The sequence below is a fragment of the Pseudomonas sp. RIT357 genome (assembly GCF_000632245.1).
GTDB classification, from domain to species: Bacteria; Pseudomonadota; Gammaproteobacteria; order Pseudomonadales; family Pseudomonadaceae; genus Aquipseudomonas; species Aquipseudomonas sivasensis.
In genome coordinates this window covers 71682-93992 of record NZ_JFYX01000003.1, presented here as the reverse complement: position 1 = coordinate 93992, position 22311 = coordinate 71682, and the positions used below count along the sequence as shown (strand labels likewise).

The 22311-nt window shown below is 60.1% G+C and carries 24 protein-coding genes; 8 read left to right on the top strand and 16 right to left on the bottom strand.

Annotation, left to right across the window (positions count from 1 at the left end; translation table 11 throughout):
- Window positions 1-326 precede the first annotated feature (326 nt).
- The 3 genes from BW43_RS22460 to BW43_RS22470 form a co-directional block, all read right to left on the bottom strand.
- Window positions 327-1109, bottom strand: a complete 783-nt coding sequence (locus BW43_RS22460) for a MetQ/NlpA family ABC transporter substrate-binding protein (RefSeq protein ID WP_032884901.1) — start codon at window positions 1107-1109, stop codon at window positions 327-329.
- Window positions 1110-1236: 127 nt separating this feature from the next.
- Entirely contained in the window at window positions 1237-2163 is a 927-nt protein-coding gene (locus BW43_RS22465) for a sigma 54-interacting transcriptional regulator (protein WP_032884899.1), read from the bottom strand.
- Between the two features lie 48 nt (window positions 2164-2211).
- Complete coding sequence (locus BW43_RS22470) at window positions 2212-2793, bottom strand: alpha/beta hydrolase (RefSeq protein ID WP_032884898.1); 582 nt, start codon at window positions 2791-2793, stop codon at window positions 2212-2214.
- A gap of 895 nt (window positions 2794-3688) precedes the next feature.
- On the opposite strand from BW43_RS22470, the gene BW43_RS22475 reads away from it, so the two are divergent.
- The gene (locus tag BW43_RS22475; protein WP_032884895.1) at window positions 3689-4537 is read left to right on the top strand and encodes an EamA family transporter; all 849 of its coding nucleotides are present in this window, start codon (window positions 3689-3691) and stop codon (window positions 4535-4537) included.
- Window positions 4537-5484 (top strand): LysR substrate-binding domain-containing protein, encoded by a 948-nt coding sequence (locus BW43_RS22480; RefSeq protein ID WP_032884894.1) that lies wholly within the window; start codon window positions 4537-4539, stop codon window positions 5482-5484. The genes BW43_RS22475 and BW43_RS22480 overlap by 1 nt, the downstream gene beginning before the upstream one ends.
- Window positions 5485-5568: 84 nt before the next feature.
- Here BW43_RS22480 and BW43_RS22485 read toward each other — a convergent pair whose 3' ends face one another.
- The 4 genes from BW43_RS22485 to BW43_RS22500 form a co-directional block, all read right to left on the bottom strand.
- Entirely contained in the window at window positions 5569-5970 is a 402-nt protein-coding gene (locus BW43_RS22485; RefSeq protein WP_010565408.1) for a biopolymer transporter ExbD, read from the bottom strand.
- A gap of 1 nt (window position 5971) precedes the next feature.
- Window positions 5972-6694, bottom strand: a complete 723-nt coding sequence (locus BW43_RS22490; RefSeq protein ID WP_099602154.1) for a MotA/TolQ/ExbB proton channel family protein — start codon at window positions 6692-6694, stop codon at window positions 5972-5974.
- 51 nt (window positions 6695-6745) lie between these two features.
- Entirely contained in the window at window positions 6746-7555 is an 810-nt protein-coding gene (locus tag BW43_RS22495; protein WP_032884892.1) for an energy transducer TonB, read from the bottom strand.
- 222 nt (window positions 7556-7777) lie between these two features.
- Window positions 7778-8644 carry a LysR family transcriptional regulator gene (locus tag BW43_RS22500; protein WP_032884891.1) on the bottom strand — a complete coding sequence of 289 codons (867 nt, stop codon included), beginning with the start codon at window positions 8642-8644 and terminating at the stop codon, window positions 7778-7780.
- Window positions 8645-8746: 102 nt separating this feature from the next.
- Between BW43_RS22500 and BW43_RS22505 the strand changes: the two genes are divergently transcribed.
- The gene (locus BW43_RS22505) at window positions 8747-9916 is read left to right on the top strand and encodes a CynX/NimT family MFS transporter (protein WP_032884890.1); all 1170 of its coding nucleotides are present in this window, start codon (window positions 8747-8749) and stop codon (window positions 9914-9916) included.
- 97 nt (window positions 9917-10013) lie between these two features.
- On the top strand, window positions 10014-10949 hold the full coding sequence (locus BW43_RS28130) for a LysR family transcriptional regulator (RefSeq protein WP_081797602.1): 936 nt from the start codon (window positions 10014-10016) through the stop codon (window positions 10947-10949).
- Here the strand turns inward: BW43_RS28130 and BW43_RS22510 are convergent.
- Window positions 10840-11934 (bottom strand): fatty acid desaturase, encoded by a 1095-nt coding sequence (locus BW43_RS22510; RefSeq protein ID WP_032884888.1) that lies wholly within the window; start codon window positions 11932-11934, stop codon window positions 10840-10842. The genes BW43_RS28130 and BW43_RS22510 overlap by 110 nt on opposite strands.
- 101 nt (window positions 11935-12035) lie before the next feature.
- Between BW43_RS22510 and BW43_RS22515 the strand changes: the two genes are divergently transcribed.
- Entirely contained in the window at window positions 12036-13040 is a 1005-nt protein-coding gene (locus BW43_RS22515) for an AraC family transcriptional regulator (protein WP_032884887.1), read from the top strand.
- Between the two features lie 126 nt (window positions 13041-13166).
- Here the strand turns inward: BW43_RS22515 and BW43_RS22520 are convergent, their stop codons facing one another.
- Window positions 13167-13532, bottom strand: a complete 366-nt coding sequence (locus BW43_RS22520) for a response regulator (protein ID WP_032884886.1) — start codon at window positions 13530-13532, stop codon at window positions 13167-13169.
- 100 nt (window positions 13533-13632) lie between these two features.
- Between BW43_RS22520 and BW43_RS22525 the strand changes: the two genes are divergently transcribed.
- Together BW43_RS22525 and uraH are read left to right on the top strand one after the other, a co-directional pair.
- Window positions 13633-14106 (top strand): heme-binding protein, encoded by a 474-nt coding sequence (locus BW43_RS22525; protein ID WP_032884884.1) that lies wholly within the window; start codon window positions 13633-13635, stop codon window positions 14104-14106.
- A 22-nt stretch (window positions 14107-14128) separates the two neighbouring features.
- Window positions 14129-14539 carry a hydroxyisourate hydrolase gene (gene uraH / locus BW43_RS22530; RefSeq protein WP_032884882.1) on the top strand — a complete coding sequence of 137 codons (411 nt, stop codon included), beginning with the start codon at window positions 14129-14131 and terminating at the stop codon, window positions 14537-14539.
- Between the two features lies 1 nt (window position 14540).
- Here uraH and BW43_RS22535 read toward each other — a convergent pair whose 3' ends face one another.
- On the bottom strand, window positions 14541-15227 hold the full coding sequence (locus tag BW43_RS22535) for a Crp/Fnr family transcriptional regulator (RefSeq protein WP_032884881.1): 687 nt from the start codon (window positions 15225-15227) through the stop codon (window positions 14541-14543).
- Between the two features lie 83 nt (window positions 15228-15310).
- On the opposite strand from BW43_RS22535, the gene BW43_RS22540 reads away from it, so the two are divergent.
- Window positions 15311-15838, top strand: coding sequence for a DUF962 domain-containing protein (locus BW43_RS22540; protein WP_032884879.1), 528 nt, complete (start codon window positions 15311-15313; stop codon window positions 15836-15838).
- A 125-nt stretch (window positions 15839-15963) separates the two neighbouring features.
- On the opposite strand, the gene BW43_RS22545 is transcribed toward BW43_RS22540, so the two are convergent.
- The 6 genes from BW43_RS22545 to dibA all read right to left on the bottom strand — a co-directional run bounded on the left by BW43_RS22545 (window position 15964) and on the right by dibA (window position 22201).
- Window positions 15964-16944, bottom strand: coding sequence for a sulfate/molybdate ABC transporter ATP-binding protein (locus BW43_RS22545; protein WP_032884878.1), 981 nt, complete (start codon window positions 16942-16944; stop codon window positions 15964-15966).
- 3 nt (window positions 16945-16947) lie between these two features.
- On the bottom strand, window positions 16948-17820 hold the full coding sequence (cysW, locus tag BW43_RS22550) for a sulfate ABC transporter permease subunit CysW (RefSeq protein ID WP_032884876.1): 873 nt from the start codon (window positions 17818-17820) through the stop codon (window positions 16948-16950).
- A 13-nt stretch (window positions 17821-17833) separates the two neighbouring features.
- Window positions 17834-18652, bottom strand: a complete 819-nt coding sequence (gene cysT, locus BW43_RS22555) for a sulfate ABC transporter permease subunit CysT (protein ID WP_027607868.1) — start codon at window positions 18650-18652, stop codon at window positions 17834-17836.
- A gap of 76 nt (window positions 18653-18728) precedes the next feature.
- The gene (locus BW43_RS22560) at window positions 18729-19739 is read right to left on the bottom strand and encodes a sulfate ABC transporter substrate-binding protein (RefSeq protein WP_027607869.1); all 1011 of its coding nucleotides are present in this window, start codon (window positions 19737-19739) and stop codon (window positions 18729-18731) included.
- Between the two features lie 65 nt (window positions 19740-19804).
- Complete coding sequence (gene oscA, locus BW43_RS22565) at window positions 19805-19987, bottom strand: sulfur starvation response protein OscA (RefSeq protein WP_003170956.1); 183 nt, start codon at window positions 19985-19987, stop codon at window positions 19805-19807.
- Between the two features lie 300 nt (window positions 19988-20287).
- On the bottom strand, window positions 20288-22201 hold the full coding sequence (gene dibA / locus BW43_RS22570; RefSeq protein ID WP_032884874.1) for a phosphodiesterase DibA: 1914 nt from the start codon (window positions 22199-22201) through the stop codon (window positions 20288-20290).
- Between the last annotated feature and the right edge of the window lie 110 nt (window positions 22202-22311).

Here is a 22311-nt window from a genome sequence, read left to right as displayed (position 1 = left end):
GTCTGTTTTTCGAGGGAATGAACCATGAACAAAGCGAAACCGATTGATCCGCAGGAGCTGGTGAAGTGGTTGGTGGCGTTGCGCAGGGCGATTAACAGCCGAGCGCTCTAAAACCACGAAAAATCCAAAGTAAGATGAAGATCAAATGTGGGAGGGGGTTTGCTCCCGATAGCGGTGGTTCAGTCAGTACATCTTTGACTGACACACCCCTATCGGGAGCAAACCCCCTCCCACATGTCGATTGCATTCCAAATTCCAGGCATAAAAAAACGCCGACGCTCTACAAGCCGTCGGCGTTGAAACCTTGAAGGGGGTTTTGAGTTACATCAGAACGCCGGCACGACCGCGCCGTTGTACTTCTTCTCGATGAATGCTTTCACTTCCGGGCTGGTCAGGGCCTTGGACAGTTTCTGAATAGCGTCGCTGTCCTTGTTGTCCGGGCGAGCCACCAGGAAGTTCACGTAAGGCGAGTCGGCACTTTCGATGATCAGCGCGTCCTTGGCTGGGTTGAGGCCAGCTTCCAGGGCGTAGTTGGTGTTGATCAAATCCAGGTCAACCTGGTCCAGCACGCGTGGCAGCAGGGCCGATTCCAGCTCTTTGAACTTCAGGTTCTTCGGGTTGCTGGCGATGTCTTTCGGCGTGGCCAGGGCGTTGGTCGGGTCTTTCAGGGTGATCAGAGCGTTCTTTTGCAGCAGCAACAGGGCACGGCCGCTGTTGGAACCTTCGTTCGGGATGGCAACGGTGGCGCCATCTTTGAGCTCAGAAATATTCTTGATCTTTTTCGAGTAACCGCCGAAGGGTTCAACGTGCACCCCAACCACGGTAACCAGGTTGGTGCCCTTGCCCTTGTTGAAGTTTTCCAGGTACGGCAGGGTCTGGAAGTAGTTGGCGTCCAGGCGCTTCTCGGCAACCTGCACGTTTGGCTGTACGTAGTCGGTGAAGACTTTGATTTCCAGGTCCACGCCTTGCTTTTTGAGGGCTGGCTTGACCAGTTCGAGGATCTCGGCGTGCGGCACCGGGGTCGCGGCTACGACCAGTTTCTCGTTGGCCTGGGCGAAGCCGGCAGTCAGGGCAGCCGCCAGAGCGGTAAACAACAGAACCTTTTTCATGCAGTGTCCTTATCGGAATTCCGGGGGCGTCGGTGACGACCGTTTTTATGTGGTGTGCCAGCGAAGTGCTATCGCGGCGTGAAACGGACAATACCTATATTTTTTATTCCCGAACAATATCTTTTATTCACGTTGATATTCCATTTTGCTCATACAGGAATTTTCGCAATGATTCCTGCTCGGCAGGACTGGCAGCGTTGAAAATCCGCTGCAGCTGCTCCACCGGTGAACCCGCCACCGGCAGGTTCAAATGTTCGGGCAAAATCTCGTCGCCGCTGCTGACCAGCAAGGCAAAGTGAATAACGTTTTCAAGCTCGCGCGTATTGCCCGGCCAGCTGTGGTGCTCCAGGACTCGCTGGGCAGCGTCGCTGATCAACGGCACCGGCAGGTCCAGGCGCTGGCTGTAGATGCCCAGGAAATATTCGGCCAACGAAAGGATATCGCCGACCCGCTCGCGCAGCGCTGGCAAGTCCAGTCGGCCTTCGCTCAAGTAATGGAACAGTCGCTCATGAAACTTGCCCGCCGCCACGGCCTGGGCCAGATCAATACTGGTGGCAGCTACCAAGCGCACATCCACCGGGCTGGGCTGATGGGCGCCGACGCGGGTAACTTCGTGGTTTTCCAGGGCTGCGAGCAATTTCACCTGGATCGGCAACGGCAAGTCGCCGATCTCATCCAGGTACAAGGTGCCGCCATTGGCCGAACCAAACCACCCGGCCCGGCTGCTGGCCGCGCCGCTGTGGGCGCCCGCCGCGTAGCCGAACAACTCGGCGTCGGCGTACGTCGGGCTGATGGCGCCGCAATTGACGGAGACAAACAGCCCGGTGCGATCACTGCCCCGGTGAATATGCCGCGCCAGCAGTTCTTTACCGCTGCCGGTCTCGCCGCGAATCAACACGGGCAAAGCACGCGGTGCGAGGCTTTCCAGCTCTTCGCGCAGTTGACGCGAACGCGGGTCGACGAACACCAGTGCCTTGGCACGAATGCTCAGCGGGCTCTTTTCGGCGTCGGGGAAGGTCAGCAACGGCTGGCCGAAGGTTTCATGCAGACTCATGGCAGGCTCCCGCCCCAAATCCACTCAGGGACGGGGCGTTGAAAAAATTTATGCGCTACGCCGGGCGTGGTGCTCAAGGCGGCTTTGCAGGCGATAGAGGTAGGCGAAACCCTGCTCCCAGCGCTGGTGGCCGGACTTCACATTGATATGGCCGGCGCCGGACAGGATGCCGGCTTCGGCGCCCCAATTGCGCGCCAGTTCCAGCGCACGCGGGGCGCTGACGGCACTGTCGTTGTCGGAGCTGACCACCTGACTGGGAAAAGGCAGCAAGTCGGTCGGGATCGGCGCGAAGTTGCGCAGGGCTGGAGAGCAAGCCGGACGTTCGACATCAGCCGGCGCCACCAGCAAGGCACCGCGCACCTGCCGCAAGTACTGCAACGGCGCAGCGGCGGCCCAATGGGCCACAGTGATGCAGCCAAGGCTATGGGCGATCAGGATTACCGGCGTGCTGTCGGCAGCAATGGCTTCAGCCAACGCAGCCACCCAGTCTTCGCGACGCGGGGTGAGCCAATCGGCCTGCTCAACGCGCGCGCTGTTGGGCAAGCTATTTTGCCAATGGGTTTGCCAATGATCTTCTGGCGATCCTTGCCAGCCCGGCACGATCAGATAACGAATCGACTCGCTGTGCATGGGTGTGCCCTCCTGCAGCGTTTAACGTTGTAGGACAGTATAGGGACGAGGGTTATATTCGTTAAGGAATAAGAAGCTATTTATTAATAACCAAAAAACCAAATGTATCTAGGCTCAAAATGTGGGAGGGGGCTTGCCCCCGATGGCGGTCCGTCAGCAACAAGTAGGTGGCTGATCCACCGCTATCGGGGGCAAGCCCCCTCCCACATTGACTCGATTTCACATTCAATTTGCAGTGGTTTTTAGATGACGTGATGGGTACGAGGCATGCAGTCGATGGTGCGATTTACCACGGTCTTGGCCATTTCCAGCAAATGCCACACCGCATGGATTTTCGCTCGATCATGCGGTTGCAGGTGGTCACAACAGTCCCATACGGTGGCCTAGGCGCTGTGAATCAGATGGGCGATATAGAGTTGGGCGTCCTCGAAACCGAGGTTGTCGTTGGCGACGAGACAGTCAACGGGTGGATCGGGAAGTGCTTTTGTCATGGTGCAACTCCTATTGAACACCGGAGCTACCACTAGCGCTGCTAAACGATAGGTGGCAGCTGTACGCGGGTTAGCAGACTGGCCAATAGGAACACCAGCGCACCCGAGGGTGCCCCACGCACAGCCACCATAAATGGAGATGTGAACCGTGTGCCTATTGAAATCAGGCTGCTAAACCCGATCACTGGAAACCAGCGACGGGCCGAAGACTAGCCATCCATTCCAACAGCCGCAAGGCGGCGGGGATTGTCTCGGAAACGTCCTGCAATTTAAAGGGACATGACTTGCTGGCCCTTTAAAAACCATGACGGTTCTTAATGGCAGCACTGACGAGCTTTCGCTTCTGACCATGGCACATGACTGCGTTAAATAGCCGCCTTCATTTCCTCCCCCGCCCGAGCCCCATGGACAACTCCAACATCGCGATCACCCTAGTTTTGATATCTGCCCTCATGCACGCCACTTGGAACGCAGTCGTCCGGGCCGGGAGCAGTCGCTTGATGACCTTGGCCATGGTCGACGGTACGGCGTTGCTGATCTGCCTGGCGGCGCTGCCGCTGGTGAATGCGCCAAGCCTGCAGGTGTGGGGCTACGTGCTGGTTTCCGTAGTGCTCAACACCGCCTATCGATTGTTCCTGATCAAAGCGTATGAAACCGGTGATTTCGGCCAGGTCTACCCGGTGATGCGTGGAGTGCCACCGGTTCTGGTCGCACTGTTTTCTTACGTCCTGCTGAATGAGCATCTGTCGTTCCACGCATTGGGCGGGGTGTTGCTGATTTGTGTAGGCATCATCAGCCTGACATTCGTGCGAAGGATGACCGCGCGCATGTTCAAACCAATCTTGATGGCCGTATGTGCTGGTGCGTTTATCGCGTCATACACGGTGGTGGATGCCAAAGGGGTAAGAGCCAGTGAGACGGTGCTGCAATACATCCTCTATCTGACGGTATTCCAGAGCATTCCGATTCCGGCGCTGGCGTTTTTCAAGAAGCGTTTGGCATTCGCCGAGGCCATTCGCAACCATTGGAAAGTCGGCGTTATGGGCGGCGTTCTTTACCTCACTTCCTACGGATTGGTGCTGTTTGCGCTGTCCCTGGACGCGGTGGCCAAGGTCTCAGCGTTGCGGGAAACCAGTGTTATTATCGGCGCCATTATTGCCGCGCTGTTTTTTCACGAGCGGTTCGGCTGGCGGCGGATGCTTTCGGCGTTCGTCATTGTTTGCGGGATCATCCTGATCAAAGTGAGCACCTGATGGGCCAACGTCCGCCACCTACTCCCATGCTGCAAGCCTTCGTCAGCGCTGCGCAAACGGGGAGTTTTGCGCGCGCCGCCTCCCAGCTGAACCTGACCGCCAGTGCGATAAGCCATCAGATTGCAGGGCTGGAGGAGTGGTGGGGCGTGCAGTTGTTCGAGCGCCACTCTCGGGGCGTCAATCTCACCGCTGCGGGACAGGCTTTGTTGCCGGTGGCTGACGGTTTTTTCAACGCGCTTGAGGCGGTGTTGCACACACTTAACCCGAGCAAGTCCCAGCCGCTTTACCTCTCGTGCACGTCTTCTCTGTGTTCCACCTGGCTGATTCCCAGGATGCATGGTTCTCACTCCGACGCTTCATTGAATCTCGACCTGGTATTGACCAGTGCGGATATGAACAGCACCCATCTCGGCGCCGATCAATTCGATGTTGCGATTGTGATGGGATACGGCAACTACCCGGATCATCATGCCGAGCTACTTATGCGCGATGCCGTGTTCCCGGTTTGCTCGCCGGCATTTCAACAAGCGAACGGCGATATTCCGCTGACAGATATTGCGCGATACCCGCTCATTCACCGCGTGGACGATCAAGTGTGCCCGGGGTGGGAAAGCTGGTTTGCATTTCAGGGCTTGGCGGCTGCGCCTTATCACCATGGGCCGCGCTTTCCGGACTCAAGCCTGGCAATCAGCCTGGCGGTGAAGGGGGGCGGGATTGCGCTGGCCAGAACAGCGTTGGTGTATGACCAGTTGGAAGAAGGTGCATTAGTCACGCTAGGCGGCCCGGTGATGATGTCGCCGGCCGCGTACTACGTTATTTGTCGGAATGGGCGGCAGTCGGAACCTGATATCGCCAGGTTGATTAACTGGCTAAAAGAGAGCGTTAGAACGTTTCAGCGAGAAGTTGAAATCCGGTATCCACAAATCGCTGGGGTTGGCGCACTTTGAACGTGTGGTATTGCTGAAACCCAGGCAAAAAAAAGGCCGCACCCTGCCAAGGAGACGGCCAAAAAATTGTCGAAGCTTTTGAAGCTAACGTGCAGTAATCACCGACAGTTTGGTAATCCCCGCGCGCTCGATAGACGCCATGGCTCGCGCCACTTCGCCGTAGTTCACTCCGTCATCCGCCTGCAGTTGCACCCGCACATCGGGGTCCTTGGCCTTGGCCGCCTGCAGGTTGAATTCCAGCAGGTCCGGCTGGATTTCGTCCTTGTTGATAAACAGTTTGCCGGCGCCGTCGATGCTCACCACCAGCGGGTCTTTCTGCTCCACCGGCGCCACGGCCTCGGTCTTGGGCAGGTTGATCGGGATCGCGTTGGTCAACAGCGGCGCGGTGACGATAAACACCACCAGCAGCACCAGCATCACGTCTACCAGCGGCGTGACGTTGATCTCGCTCAGCACTTCATCGCTGTCTTGCGTGGAAAAGGCCATTTCAGGACGCCTCCTTCACTTTTTGCGGGTTGCCGGCAGCGCTTTTGTTGAGCGCCGGGTGCAGCAGCACACGGAAGGAATTTTTCTGCGCCAGGCTATAGAAGTCGTGGGCGAAGTCATCCAGGTCGGCGGCAGTCAGCTTGAGGCGACGCAGGAAGTAGTTGTAAACCAGCACCGCAGGTACGGCGACGGCGATCCCCACGCCTGTTGCAACCAGTGCGGCGCCGATGGGGCCGGCGACGGTTTCCAGGCTGGCGGAACCGGCGGCGCTGATACCCTTGAGCGCTTCCATGATCCCCCACACGGTGCCGAACAGGCCGATAAACGGCGAGGTGCTGCCGATACTGGCGACCACGGCCAAACCGGTCTCCAGAGAGCGACGCTCACGTACGATCTGCTGGCGCAGGGCGCGTTCGAGGCGGTCCTGATGGTTGATTGCCTGGCTCAAGTCGGCAGCGTGAGGCGCATCGCCAACCTGGATCGCGGCATAACCGGCCTGGGCCACGCGGGCAGCGGCACCCGGTTGGGTCTCTGCCAATTCAGCGGCTGAATCCAGACTCGACGCCGCCCAGAATTGTTTGTGGAACTTGCGATCCTGGGCCTTGAGGCGACCGAACTGCACGCCCTTGAGCAAGGCCAAGCCCCAGGTGGCGACCGAAAAGACCACCAGCAGCCAGATCACCGCGCTTTCGATGGATTCAAGTGGAGATGCTAATGCCATGATGTTTTCCCTCTGTACAAGTCGCGGCGTGTGCAACACACCGAAGCGCAATAGTTAGTGAATCTTGAAGTCGATCGGAACGCTGACCCAGCCGTCCTGAGCCACATCGCCCTGCTTGGCCGGCACGAAGCTCCAACGCTTTACGGCGGTCAGTGCGGCGTCGTCGAGTTGCTGGCGACCGCTGCTTTTCTGGATCTGGATCTCACCCGGCTTGCCGCTGGCCAACACATGAACCCGCAACAACACCGTGCCTTCCCAGCCCCGGCGCTGGGCCAGTGACGGGTATTCAGGTGCCGGGTTCTTCAGGTACGCGGCGTTGGCAGAAGCCGGAGTAACCGGGGCGGGCGCAGGCGCGGCGACCGGCGCTGGCGCAGGTGGCGCAGGGACCGGTGGCGCCGGCGGTTGCTCTACCGGTTTGGCGACCGGTTTGGGCACGGGTTTTGGCACCGGCTTGGGTTTCGGAATCTTTTTCGGCGCCGGCTTGGCAGCCAACTCATCCACCACAGGGGGCGGTGGCTCGACCACAGGCGGCGGTGGTGGTGGTGGCGCAGGCGGTGGAGGTTCAACCACTGGCGGCGCTGGCTGGGAAAACTCGATGGTCATCGGTGGGATTTCCGGCGGCACAATCGGCAGCACTGGCGTCGCCTTCTGGCTCACCCAATAGATCACCGCACCGTGCAGGGCCAGCACCAGCAGCCCCAGCAGAATCCCTTCGCGGCGGCTAGAAAAACGCTTTGGAGTCTTCTGCGTTCGCAGTTGCCCCAACGGCGCGCGGTGCGGCCGGCCAAGGTCGACCAACTCACCACCAGGTGCCTGACGCCATAGCGCCTCGTGTGCACTGGCGGCGGTCTGGACATTGCCCATTGATTCACTCCCTACGGTCTTAAAACAAAAACCGACAGGCCTGCGTGGAAGGCCGTCGAGGGCTGAATCATCGGGGCCAGACGCTTATCTCTTAAAGTAATCTTTGAAGTTATACATAGATCTAAATTGAATAAACAAAGCCGGCACGAACGCCCAAGCCAGAGCCTGCAAGGCCTGGCGCCGAGGTGTGTTTTTTCAATGCTTTTCAGGCATAAAAAATATTCAGTAAAGGCATGGTTCGACGGGGCTGTTTGCGCACAAATCCAACAGTTCAGCCTGCAAGCATTGCCCCGCCGCGCTCAGGCCAGGACGCGCATATAACGCCAGGCGCACGCCTTGCACCGCCGGTAAACCGCTGTCCGGCCCCAACTCCACATGCCCAGGCTGCACCACCCGGCGCGGTAACAGACTCACGCCCAACCCCGCCGCCACAGCCGAACACACACTGGCCAGGCTGGCGCTGGAATAGCCGATGCGCCAGCGCCAGCCGCTGACTTCCAGGTGGTGCAGCATTTCGTTGCGGTACAACCCGCCCACCGGAAAGGCCACCAACGGCAAGGGGTCGCGGCCCAACGACGGCATGCTGCGGCTATCGACCCAACACAGCGGCTCGGGCCACGAGGCCAGACAGTCATCGCTGTCGCCCATCTGCTTGACCAACAACACATCGAACTCGCCGCTGCGGAATTGGCGCTGCAACTCGGGACCGAGACCGCTGGTGACCTCCAGGCGCACCCGTGGATACGCCAACACAAACGCCGAGAGCAGCGGCATCAGGCGCTCTGCGGCAAAGTCTTCCGGTACCCCCAGGCGCAGCACGCCGTCACTCTGCTGGTTGATCAGCACATCGGCGGCTTCTTCATGCAGCGCAAGGATGCGCCGCGCATAGGCCAGCAAGCGCTCACCTTCAGCCGTGGCGACCACGCGGCGTTGGTCGCGGTCCAGCAACTGGCACGCCACCGCGTCTTCGAGGCGCCGAATCTGCTGGCTGACGGTGGATTGGGTCAAATGCAGTCGCTCGGCGGCGCGGGTGAAGTTGCTGCAGTCCACCACGGCGACAAAGCTTCTGAGCAACACGGGATCGAACATCATCATTCTCTTTGCCACTGGTTGGCATGGTTATATTTAATTTCAGAATACCTGTGGCGATGGCCATACTCACGCCTCATTTACCCACTGCATGGACGCTGCATGACCCTCAACAAATCCCTCGCCGGCTGGGGCCTGCTCGTAGTGCTGGGCCTCAACCTTCGGCCGATCCTCAGTTCTATCAGTCCGCTGCTAGGTGAAATCCGCTTGGCCACCGGCCTCAGCTTCCAGAGCAGTGCCCTGCTTACCAGCTTGCCGGTGGTGTGCATGGGGCTGGTGGCGTTGGTGGGCGTGCGCGTGGAAGCGCAACTGGGCGAACGGCGCGGTATCGCCCTGGGTTTAATGATGATTCTGCTGGCGTGCCTGGCGCGCTGGGTGATGGGCCAAGCGTCGGCGCTGCTGGTCACGGCGTTGCTCGGCGGTGCCGGTGTGGCGCTGATCCAGGCGTTGGTGCCCGCGATGATCAAGCGTGAGTTCCATCATCGCGTGCCGGTGGCGATGGGCGTCTATTCGGCCTCGCTGATGGCCGGTGGTGGCTTGGCGGCGCTGCTCAGTCCGCTGGTGGCCACGCATTTCGAGGAGTGGCAGGCAGGATTGGGCGTGTGGCTGTTGCCAGCGCTGGGCGCCTTGTTGCTGTGGGCCTGGCTGCCGCTGGGCGCAGCAAAAAATCCCCAGGTGGTGCCCGCATTCAAGGGCCTGCGCAATCGTCGCGCCTGGCTGCTGGCGGTGTATTTCGGGCTGGTGAACTGTGGCTACATGAGCCTGGTGGCGTGGCTGCCGGCCTACTATCAGCAATTGGGCTGGGGCGTGCTGCCCAGCGGTTCGCTGCTGGCGTTCATGACCATCTTCCAAGTGATTGCCGCGCTGCTGATGCCAGTGCTCGCGCAACGCGGTATCGACCGTCGCCCCCTGCTCGGGATCAGCCTGCTGGCACAAACGGTGGGTTACCTCGGTCTGCTGCTGGCGCCGCTGCAATTTCCTCATCTGTGGGTGGCGTTGTGCGGCTTCGGTCTGGGCGCGTGTTTCGCCTTGAGCCTGCTGTTGACCCTCGACCACCATCGCGACCCTCGGCAAGCCGGGCAACTGGCGGCCTTCGTACAAGGCGTAGGCTTCCTGATCAACGCGATCTCGCCGTGGATGACCGGCTGGCTGCGCCAGATCACCGGCAACTTCACCAGCGCCTGGGTGGTATTGACGGTGACTGCAGTGGCGATGCTGATGGTGACGCGGGTGTTCAGCCCGACGAGTTACCGCACGGCACCCGCTCTATAGATATGCTTTTAAGATCTAGTTAAACCAATAAAGCTTCGTTGACGACATAAGCAATCCCCTTAAAATCCCGGTTCTCTTAAAGGATGCCGGGCACACCATGGACCTTCGCCAACTGCGCTATTTCATCGCGCTGAATGAGTACCGCAGTTTTGTGCGCGGCGCCGAAGCCATGGGCATCACCCAGCCGGCTTTCAGCCGCAGCATCCAGGGCCTGGAGCAAGAGTTCGGCTGCGTGCTGGTGGATCGCGCCCATAAAGACCTGCGCCCGACCCCCGAAGGCCAGGTGGTGTTGCAGCATGCCTTGAGCCTGGTTCAAGGCGCCGCATTGCTCAGCCATGAAGTCACACGCATGACCAAGCTCGACGCCGGTGAAGTACGCTTTGGCAGTGATGCGGTGGCGGCGGTCAACTTGGTGCCCCAAGCGATGGCACGGTTCATCACCGCCTACCCCAAGGTACGCAGCGCGTTGCAAGTGGATAACTGGGAAAGACTCGGGCGCAGCCTGAGCCGTGAAGAGATCGAATTTTTTATCGCCGATGTGCGCCACTTCGAAGCCGACCCAAACTTCCAGACTCAGGCCCTCACGCCGCGGCGCAGTGTGTTTTTCTGCCGTGCCGGGCACCCGTTGCTGGCCAAGGACAGCCTGTCGACCAACGACCTGTTCGACTATCCCCTCGCCACGCCACTGATCGCACCGGGCATTCGAAAACTGTTGGCGAACCTGAGTGGGCGCATCGACTTTGCCCCCGCTATCGAGCTGGAGCAGTTTGCCGCGCTGGCCCTCATCGTGCGCGAGTCAGACACCATCGGCCTGGGCGCAGAAGAAGCCTTCGCCGCCCCCTTGGCCAGCGGCGAATTGAACGTGCTGCACTGGCGCAATGTGCCTCATGCCTTGGAAAGCCTGAACAACCGTTGCGCAGTGATCAGCCGCGCTGGGGTTCGCTTGTCGCCTGCGGCGAAGGCACTGATCGAAACGCTGCTGGCGGTGGAAAACCAAGCCGATTGGCCCGCGCAAACGTCCCAAAATCATTGAACCGCACGCCCATCTCGGCCATGACCTTGTGCGCCACCTTGGCGGTCATCTGGCGGATGTAAAACGGCTCTTTCACCACAAAATGGTGAATCCCGTGAGTGCTGCCGAAGTTGAAGCAAAACGCCTGCAACGGCCACATCCACCAGGGGTTCAGTACTTGGGTTTGCTGGATCACGTTGCCCAATTCCACATCGCCGTAGTAGTGCATGTTGGAGCTGACAAAGTGCAGGCAAAAGGTGCGCAACACGTTGGGCCCGATGATCACCACGGCGGCAATATCGATCACCTGCATCACCTGCAAGGTGCCGGCGGACCATTCGATAGGCGCACCCAGCAGACTGGCGACGCCGTTGGCTGCATGGAAGCCGAGGAAGATGTACCACGCCCCCCAATGCAGCAGTGCCAGCGGTGCGTAGACCAGCAGTGAGCGTTTCAGGATCTTGAGTTTGTGGCCCCAGGTTTTGGCCCGCAGCATGCGGATAAACGCCGACATCACGTTATCGCCCACCATCAGCAACCGCGCAAAGCCCCACGGCTCGCCATTGGTGATGGCGCGCTCTTCCATATCGGTCTCGGTGCCGGAGACTTTGTGATGGTTAAGGTGCAGGTGCCGGCGAATCCACGGATTGATGGTGCTTGGCCGCGCAAGCCACACCAGGCCCATCATCAAATTGTGGGGCAGGCGCTGCTTGCGAAAGTACATGCTGTGGATCAGGTCGTGTTCCAGCTCGTGGGTCAGCGAGGCCAGGAAGGCGTTCAATAACAGGCACGCCCACCAGGCCATGTGACCGGTGATGTAGAGCGCCGCCGAGCCGATCATGCCCAGCAGCGCGAAGGCTAAAATGCCCGCGCCCAGGGCGTCTTGATGCAGCAACCACGGGTGCTGCTGGCGCAGGCGCACGCCTTCGGCGAGTACGACTTCACGGATATGTGCTGAACGCTGTTGTGCGTTCATCTGCTGGGGACTTGCAGAAGTACCGTCCATGCTCCCATCCTCTTGTTCATAGATGGTTACATCCTGCACCAGGCCTTCATGCAGGACGCTAGCCCCACACGCCAACCTGTTGACCGCAAGCGCCAATCGCCATGACAGAACCCACGTCCCTCGCCAGTTGGACCCGCGCCCTGCGCAAGCAGCTCGACGCCCTCGGCCTCGACAGCGCCGCGCTGTGCATCGAGGCTGGGCTCGACCCGCAGCAGATGGAAGATCCCAATGCGCGCTATCCGCTGTCGGCGACCACGCGCCTGTGGGAGCTGGCAGTGCAGGCCAGCGGCGATCCGGCAATTGGGTTGCGCGTGTCGCGATTTGTCAGCCCTACCACTTTTCACGCGTTGGGATACGCGCTGGTGGCCAGCGGCAGTCTGCGGGAAGTGTTCGAACGCATCGTGCGTTATCACCAAGTGGTCAGCGATGCGCTGAAGCTGGAGCTGAGTCGGGACGGCGAACGCTACCGTTTCCGCCTGCTGCAACCCCAAGGCAGCCCCGCACCGGCACTGGAAGCCATCGATGCGTTCGCGGCGATCTATGTGCGCACCTGCCGCAATCGCCTGGGCCGTGACTACGCGCCCTTGGCCGTGCATTTGCGGCGCCCGGAACCGGCCGATCCCAAGCCTTGGCACACGGTGTTCCGCGCACCGGTATTTTTTGGCGCCGATGAGGACTGCCTGGAATTTGCAGCCCAGGACTTCGACAGCCATCTGGACGACGCCAACCCCGAGTTGGCCGAACACAACGAAACCGTGCTCAAACGCACCCTCGCCCAGCTGCAACCGCTGACCTGGGAGCGCAAGGTGCGCGCCACGATCGAGGCACAATTACCCGACGGCGAGCCGAGTGCCGAGCGGATTGCCCAAGCGCTGCACTTGAGTTTGCGCAGCTTGCAGCGGCACCTGGCGGATGAAGGGTGTCGGTTTGATGCGTTGCTCAACGAGTGCCGGCAGAACCTGGCGTTGCAGCATCTGCGGGACCCGCAGTGCTCATTGGCAGAGATCAGCCATTTGTTGGGGTTTGCCGATACCAGCAGTTTTAACCGGGCGTTCAAGCGTTGGACGGGGGTGACGCCAGGGCAGTTTCGCGATGGGTTGCGGTAGGTGGATTCGCGCAGAGGCTGAAGGCCTCATCGGGGCAAGCCCCCTCCCACAGGGGAACGCATTTCAAATGTGGGAGGGGACTTGCCCGCGATAGCAATGGTTCAGGCAATCAACATGCCGGGGCAATCAGAGCCCGCGATCGCGCCGCAATAACTTCCTCACCCGCGCCACCAACGCCTTGGCCTCAAACGGCTTGAGCAGGTAATCATCCTCATGTAATTCCAACCCACGCAGGCGATCTTCGATGCCGCCCGGCGTGGTCAGGAACAACACCGGCGTCTTGCCCTTGTGCCGAATCGCCTGCTGCAATTTCCAGGCATTCAAGCCCGGCAGCATCACGTCGAGAATGACCAAGTCGTATTCGGTGCTTTCCACAAAGCGCTGCGCCGCCATGCCATTGGCCGCGACTTCCACCGCGAAACCGGCCTCGCTTAAGCCTTGAGCCATGAGCTGCGCCAGTTGCGGCTGGTCTTCCACTAACAACACCTGCATGCCTTACCTCTGGGTTTGATTACAAACCTGTCATCAAATTGTGCGGTTTCTGACCCTGTTGACTGGCTACGGTAGCGGCCTGTTTTCCGGAGTCGTCTTTATGTCCCGCCATGCCTTGTTCTTGAGCCTCGCCGTCTGCACCGGTGCGTTCGCTGCACCGCAGCTGCCACGCCATGCCGACCTCGATTTGCACACCGCACGCCAACTGGCCGATGCCAGCCTTGCCCACTGCAGCGCCGCGCTGACGGTACTGGACCGGGGCGGCAACCTGCTGCTGAGCCTGCGTGCCGACGGCGTCGGCCCGCATAACAGCCTCGCCAGCCAGCGCAAAGCGTACACCGCGCTGTCGACCAAAACCCCGACGCGGCTGTTTGCCGAGCGCGCGCGTAACAACCCCGAGGCCGCCAACCTTAACAGCTTGCCCGAGTTGCTGTTACTCGGCGGCGGCGTGCCGCTGTTTGCCGAGGCCGAACTGGTCGGCGCGCTGGGCATCGCCGGTGCCGGCGGCGCAGCCCAGGACGAGTCCTGCGCAATAAAAGCCGCCGAGCAACTGGGCCTGAAAACTTCCCTCTGATTCCCCTCCAAAGGATCTCTCGATGAAAACCCTCAGCATGACCCTCGCCGCCCTCAGCCTCAGCGGCCTGTGCAACCTGGCCCTGGCCGACGGCAACCCTCTGAGCGTGCATGTGCTCAACCTGGAAAACGGCCTGCCGAGCGCCGGTGTCAGCGTCACCCTGGAACAGCAGGTAGGCGACAAATGGCAGTCGCTGTCCGAAGGCGTCACCAACCAGCAGGGGCGCATCGCCGAACTGTTCCCCGCCAACCGCAGCATGACGCCGGGTGAGTACCGCGTGGTGTTCAAGACCGGCGACTACTACAAAAAGGCCAACCGCGAGACGTTCTTCCCTGAAGTGCCGGTGATCTTCCAGGTGAAACAGGCGGACCAGCATTACCACATCCCGTTGTTGCTCAGCCCTTACGGTTTCTCCACCTATCGCGGGTCGTAGTTCATAGGCCAGCGGCCTGCTGCAAACCGCGCAGGTCCAGCACTTCAATCGCGCCGTAACTCAGGCCGATAAGGCCTTGTTGCTCCAGCGCCTTGAGCAGACTGTTGGTGGTCTGGCGCGACAGGCCCAGCATCGCGGCCAGGTCCTCCTGGGGCAGTTGCAAGGTGCGGCGCGCCTGGTCTATTTCGCCGTAGCCCTGCGCGATCATCAGCAGCCGATGGGCCAGACGCGCCGACGCGGGCATCAGGCTCATCTGTTCGATATTGATCAACGACAAGCGCAGTTTGTGGCTCATCAACAGGGCCACATCGCGCCAATACGCCGGATGGTCTTCGAGGATGGTCAGCATCGCCGCCTGTGGCACCTGCAACAACGTGCATGGCCCCATGGCCAGGGCATCGTGGGTGCGCGGCAGGTTATCGAACAGGCAGATTTCGCCGAACCAGTAAGGCGTTTCCACCAGGCTCAACACCGCCTCCTTGCCTTGGGCATTCACCGCGCTGATGCGCACCGCGCCTTCCAGCACCGCATACAGGCCGCAAGGCGGGTCGCCGCGCTTGAACAGGCACTGCCCCGCCGCGAGCGTGCGCAGCCGCGCCGCCGCCAGCAGACTACGCTGTAGATCTACAGGCAGATGGCTGAACCAATGGCCGCTGGCCAAGCGGGCGTGCCATTTCTCTGCGTCCATGAGAACTCCGAAGATTGTCGCCCAGCTGACAGTCAGGCGCAGGCTGACAGGGCATGATCCAACATCCTACAGGAGGAACAACAATGAAAAGCCTCGTCGACCACCTCAGTCAATACGCCGCCTACCACCGCGACCCGCGCAATATCGCCAGCCACTTTATTGGTATCCCGCTGATTGTGGTGGCAGTAGCCGTGCTGCTGTCGCGTCCCGAATGGACCGTGGGAGGCCTATGGATTTCACCGGCGGTAATCGTGGCGTTGTTTTCGGCGTGGTTTTACCTGCGCCTGGAACTGGCCTTGGGCGTGCTGATGACGGTGCTGATGGGCTTGTCGGTATGGGCCGGGCATGAGTTGGCGGCGCAGAGCACGATGGTGTGGCTCAGCAGCGGCGTCGGCATGTTCGTGGTGGGCTGGGTGATTCAGTTTGTCGGGCACTACTACGAAGGCAAGAAGCCGGCGTTTGTGGATGATGTGTCGGGATTGATCGTAGGGCCGTTGTTTGTGGTGGCGGAGGTGGCGTTTTTGCTGGGGTTGCGGCAGGGCTTGAAGCAACAGATTGAAGAGCGCTCGGGGCCGGTGGTTCGACGCGATCTGAAGCCGAGAGAGGTCTAATTGTGGGAGGGGGCTTGCTCCCGATGGCGGTGGGTCAGTGACATATTTATCAGCTGACCCACTGCTATCGGGAGCAAGCCCCCTCCCACATTGGCCCCATTTTCACATTAGGTAATGCGGGGTTATCAGGCTTTTTGCCAGACCTTGGGCTTGAAGAACAAGGTTTCGCCCCGCGCCAAACCGGTCAGGCTGTCGTGGTCTTTCACCACTTCGGCTTCGATCAGGTCTGTCTGGCCTTCGACCTTCAAGGTCACCCGCGTGGTCGCGCCCAATGGACGAATATCACGCACTTCGGCCGCGTGGTGATCTTCCAGTTCATGGCGCGACAGCGACACTTCGTGGGGACGGAACAGCACGTGCTTGTCTTCACCCAGATGCAGGCGGTTGGAGTCACCAAGGAAGTGATAAACAAAGTCGCTGGCCGGGTTTTCGTAGACGTCGCCCGGTGAGCCGATCTGCTCGATCACGCCCTTGTTCATCACGACGATACGGTCGGCAACTTCCATGGCCTCTTCCTGGTCGTGGGTCACGAACACCGAGGTCAAGTTGATGTCTTCGTGCAGGCGTGCCAGCCAGCGGCGCAGTTCTTTACGCACTTTGGCGTCGAGGGCGCCGAACGGTTCGTCCAGCAGCAGCACTTTCGGCTCGACCGCCAGGGCGCGGGCCAGGGCGATACGCTGGCGCTGACCACCGGAGAGTTGTTCCGGATAACGATCAGACAGCCAATCGAGTTGCACCATGTTCAGCAGCTCGTGAACCTTGGCCGCGATCTGGCTTTCGTTCGGGCGCTGGTTCTTGGGCTTCATGCGCAGGCCGAACGCAACGTTGTCGAACACGGTCATGTGGCGGAACAGCGCGTAGTGCTGGAACACAAACCCGACGTTGCGATCGCGCACGTCGTGGCCGGAGACGTCTTCACCGTGGAACACGATGCTGCCGTCATCCGGAGTTTCCAGGCCTGCGATGATGCGCAGCAGGGTGGTCTTACCGCAGCCGGATGGGCCAAGCAACGCCACCAGCTCGCCACTCTGGATATCCAGATTGATGCTGTTCAGGGCCTTGAAGGCGTTGAAGTTCTTGCTGACATTACGGACTTCGATCGACATGACTTATTCCTCACCGGCACTTTTGCGCAGGCGGTTGATACGGTTCTCGCTCCACTGCTTGAGCAGCAGGATGAAGAGCGCCAGGATCAGCAGCAGGCTGGCCACCGCAAACGCGGCAACGTGGTTGTATTCGTTGTAGAGAATCTCGACGTGCAGCGGCAAGGTGTTGGTCACGCCGCGAATGTGGCCGGACACCACCGACACCGCGCCGAACTCACCCATGGCCCGCGCGGTACACAGCACGACGCCGTAGATCAGGCCCCATTTGATGTTCGGCACAGTCACATGCCAGAACATCTGCCAGCCATTGGCGCCGAGCAGGCGTGCGGCCTCTTCTTCCTGGGTGCCCTGCTCCTGCATCAGCGGGATCAGTTCACGGGCCACGAACGGCACAGTCACGAAGATGGTCGCCAGCACAATGCCGGGTAAGGCGAACACGATCTGGATGTCATGCTCCTGCAACCACGGGCCAAACAGGCCCTGGGCGCCGAACATCAGCACGTAGACCAGGCCTGCGATCACCGGGGAGACCGAGAACGGCAGGTCGATCAGCGTCACCAGGATGCTCTTGCCACGGAACGAGTACTTGCTCACGCACCAGGCGGCGCTGACGCCGAATACCAGGTTGAGCGGCACCGAAATCAGCACGGCGATCACCGTGAGTTTCAGCGCGGACAACGCGTCCGGTTCAAGGATCGCGGTGAAAAACGCACCGAGGCCGTTCTTCAAGCCCTGGGACACCACGATAAACAGCGGTAGCAGCAAAAACAGGAAGAACACCAGCCAGCCAAGGCCGATCAGGATACGTCGCGACACCGCACTGCCACGCCGGGCAGCGTTGGCCGAGGACGCGGCGGAAATAGACGATTGGGACATGTTCCGCGCCTCCTTATGGACGTTCGATGCGCCGCTGCAACAAGTTGATCAGCAGCAGCAGGACAAAGGAAACCACCAGCATCAGCACGCCAATGGAGGTGGCACCGCGGTAGTCGTACTGGTCAAGCTTGACCATGATCAGCAGCGGCAGGATCTCGGTTTTCATCGGCATGTTGCCGGCGATGAAGATCACCGAGCCGTACTCACCGACGCCACGGGCAAACGCCAGGGCGAAGCCGGTCAGCCAGGCGGGCAGCAGCGCGGGGACGAGGATGTAGCGGAACACCTGCAACGGCTTGGCGCCCAGGCAGGCAGCGGCTTCTTCGATTTCCCGGGGGATATCGGCGAGTACCGGCTGCACCGTGCGCACCACGAACGGCAGGGTCACGAAGGTCAGCGCCAGGGTGATGCCCAACGGGCTGTAGGCGATCTTGAAGCCCAGGTCAGCGGCGAACTGGCCCACCAGCCCGGTCGGCGTGTACAGCGCCGTCAGGGCGATACCGGCCACAGCGGTGGGCAGCGCGAACGGCAGGTCGATCATCGCATCGATAATCTTGCGACCGGGGAAGGTGTAGCGCACCAGCACCCAGGCCAGCAGCGTGCCGATCACGCCATTGATCAGGGCGGCGTACAGCGCGGTGCTGAAGCTCAGTTTCAACGCCGCCAGCACACGGGGTGCGGAGATGATGTTCCAGAACTGATCCCAGGTGAGTTGAGCGGCGTGTACAAACATCGCCGCGAGGGGGATGAGTACGATCAGGCTGAGGTACACCACGGTGTAGCCCAGCGTCAGCCCGAAGCCGGGTATGACGGGGGAAATACGACGCGACATAAGAGTCCTTGGTTAGCGGAACTGACACACAAAACCCGCAGGTGAATGCGGGCTCCGTGGGTGTGTATTTCTCGGCTTACTGCGCCGTGTAGATCTGGTCGAACACACCACCGTCGTTAAAGAATTTCGGTTGGGCAGTTTTCCAGCCGCCGAAGTCTTTGTCGATAGTCACCAGGTCCAGTTTCGGGAACTGCTGGGCGTATTTGGCGGCTACTTTTGCATCGCGTGGGCGGTAGAAGTTTTTCGCCGCAATCTCCTGGCCAGCCGGGCTGTACAGGTGCTTGAGGTATTCAGTGGCGATCTCGGTATTGCCCTTTTTCTCGGCGTTCTTGTCGACCACGGCCACTGGCGGCTCTGCGAGGATCGACAGGGAAGGTACAACGATGTCGAACTTGTCGGCGCCGCCGTCTTCTTTCAGGGCCAGGAAGGCTTCGTTTTCCCAGGCCAGCAACACGTCGCCCTGACCGTTGTTGACGAACGTGATGGTCGAACCGCGCGCGCCGGTGTCGAGGATCGGCACGTGCTTGAACAGTTCTTTCACGTATTCCTGGGCCTTGGCTTCGCTGCCACCGGATTTCAGGCCGTAGGCCCACGCGGCAAGGAAGTTCCAGCGCGCACCGCCGGAGGTTTTCGGGTTCGGCGTGATCACGGAAACGTCTTTCTTGATTAGGTCGCCCCAGTCTTTGATGCCTTTAGGGTTGCCCTTACGCACCAGGAACACGATGGTCGAGGTGTACGGGGTGCTCGCATCCGGCAGGCGGGTCTGCCAGTTTTCCGGCAGGGTTTTTCCCAATTTGGCGATTTCGTCGATGTCGCCAGCCAAGGCCAGGGTCACTACGTCGGCGCGCAGGCCGTCGATCACCGCCCGGCCTTGCTTGCCCGAACCACCGTGGGACTGCTGGATCTTAACGGTGTCACCAGGGTGGGACTGCTTCCAGAAGTTGGTGAACTCAGCGTTGTAATCCTGGTACAGCTCGCGAGTCGGGTCGTACGAGACGTTGAGCAACTCGTAGTCCTTGGCAACAGCGGAACCGGCAAACACGGCGCTGGCCAGTGCGGCCAGGGCATAACGGCGAATCGACGACATAGAAGCTCCTGAAATTCTGGGGTGTTGGCTTTTTCTTATAGTGACGGGTCTATCGCCGCGGTTGCTTAGCTCGGTTTGTTACCCGGGTTCTGCAGACGGAATTTTTCTTTGCGTTCGATCTGGACCACTTGGGCGTTATGCACAGTGATTTCCACCGCGCCAAACCGCAGATCGCGCAGGGCGCTCTGGATCTCACGCAAAATGGCTGCTTCGTCCTGGCCGTCGACGCTACGTAGAGATGCGCTCATGGTCTCGCTCCTTAAATGAATAGTGCCTGGCAGTGGCGGCACTGCTTGCGGCGTAGGGCGATAGTAGATAAGCGCAGATATTCTTAAAAATACTATTTAAGAATGTTTATATAACCAGAAAGAATTTTCTGATGGGACGTGGGGTTGCGAGAGAGTTTTGCGCCCGAGCGCCGAAATAACGCGTTGTGAAGTTCCAAAATGCGGGTGGGGGCTTGCCACCGATGGTGGTGAATCAGGTACCAATGTTCGGCCTGACACACCGAAATCGGGGGCAAGCCCCCTCTCACATTGGAATGCGTTTCAAGTCTGGATGGTGGGCGCGCGGTCCCAGTCAACGTCCTGCGCCGGCACCGGCTTTCCAAACCAATACCCCTGCCCCAAATCGCAGCCCTGCTCCAACAAGAACCTCGCCTGTTCCATCTGCTCAATTCCCTCAGCGTGTACCTGCATGCCCATGCTTTTCGCTAATGCGATCACCACGCGCACAATCGCCGCGTCGTCGTCATCCCATGGCACCCCGGCAACAAAGCCCTGGTCGATCTTCAGCTTCTGCACCGGCAGGCGCTTGAGGCGCAGCAGGGACGAATAGCCGGTGCCAAAGTCATCAATGGCCAGGCGCAAGCCCAACTCACGCAGGCGGTGCAGTTGCTCCAGGGCTTCCTCGGGGTCGTCCATGACTGCACTCTCAGTGACTTCCAGCTCCAGGAAAGCCGGATCCAGGCCGGTGGCGTGCAGCACCTGGGCGACTTGCTCATACAGTTCGCGACGGGCAAACAGACGGCTGGACACGTTGATCGCAATAAAGCTCAGCAGCACGCCATCGGCCAGCCATTGGCACATCTGGCGGCAGGCCTGCTCCAAGACCCACGCGTCGATATCGGCGATCAAACCGGTACGTTCGGCGATGGGGATGAACTCGCCCGGAGGCACCAGGCCACGTTCCGGATGTTGCCAGCGCACCAAGGCTTCGACGCCGACCAGACGGCTGCCTTGCAGGTCGTGTACAGGCTGGTAGTAGACGCGCAACTCCTGCTGGTCGAGGGCGCGGCGCAGTTCGCTGGCGATTTCCACACGGTGCTGCGCGTGGGCGGTGAGTTCTTCGGTGTACAGGGCATAGCCCTCGCGGCCCACACTTTTGGCCTTGAACAGCGCAGAGTCGGCGTTGCGCAGCAGTTGTTCCGCGCTCAATGCATCGTTGGGAAACAGGCTGATGCCGATGCTGGCGCTGATAAACAGTTGATGACCGTCGAAGATGAACGGTTGCTTCATCACGTCCAGCATGCGCTGCGCCAATGCCGCCGCCTGCATCACCTGTGAACAACTTTCCGCCAGCACCGCGAACTCATCGCCGCCCAGTCGCGCCAGGGTCACTCCGGGGCCGAACAGCGTATTGAGCCGCTCGCCCACCAGCTTGAGCAACTGGTCGCCGACGTTATGGCCAAGGCTGTCATTGATAATCTTGAAGTGGTCCAGGTCCAGCAACAGCAGCGCGCAGCCGCGTTTGTGCAGTTGCGCCGAGGCCAGCGCCTGCTCGGCGCGGTCGGTGAACAGTAGGCGGTTGGGCAGGTCGGTCAGTGGATCGTGATGCGCCAGGTGCGCCAACTCGTGCTCGGAATCCTTGATGGCACTGATGTCGGAAAACACCGCGACGTAATGGCTGATGTGGCCTTGGTCATCGTGAATCACACGGATGGTTTGCCACTGTGGATAAATCTCGCCGCTTTTGCGCCGGTTCCAGATTTCTCCGCTCCATTCACCGGTGCGCTCCAGGGTCTGGAACATCTGCTGGTAAAAATTCGACGAATGGCGCCCGGACTTGAACAGGCTGGGCTGCTGACCCATGACGTCTGCGCGCTGGTAGCCGGTGATCTCCATGAATGCCCGGTTTACGTGCACGATCAGGCCCCTGGTGTCAGTGACCAACACGCCTTCACGGGTGCAGTCGAAGACCGCAGCCGCCTGGCGCAACCGATCGAGGTTTTCCTTCAGGGGTTGCTGCAACTGTTGGGCCCGAGCAAAGCGCGCGCATAAGAAGTAAATGACCAAGGCACTCAGGGCCACCCACACGTAGCCGCGCATCTGCAGCCAATACCCCAACTCCCCCCGTTCATCGAGAAAGTTGATCAATATCTGATTGCTGAGCTGGAGCCACACAATCGAAACCAGCAGGTATACCAGCCCCACACGCAGGGCACCTCGGTATGAAAACAGCATATGGCCAGTAGTCCTTACTAAAAAAACAGAATCGTCCTACAACGCGCCGAGATTATAGATTAGGAAACACCTTGTAAGTCTTATCTGAAACGGTGACTGGTTTTATCCTT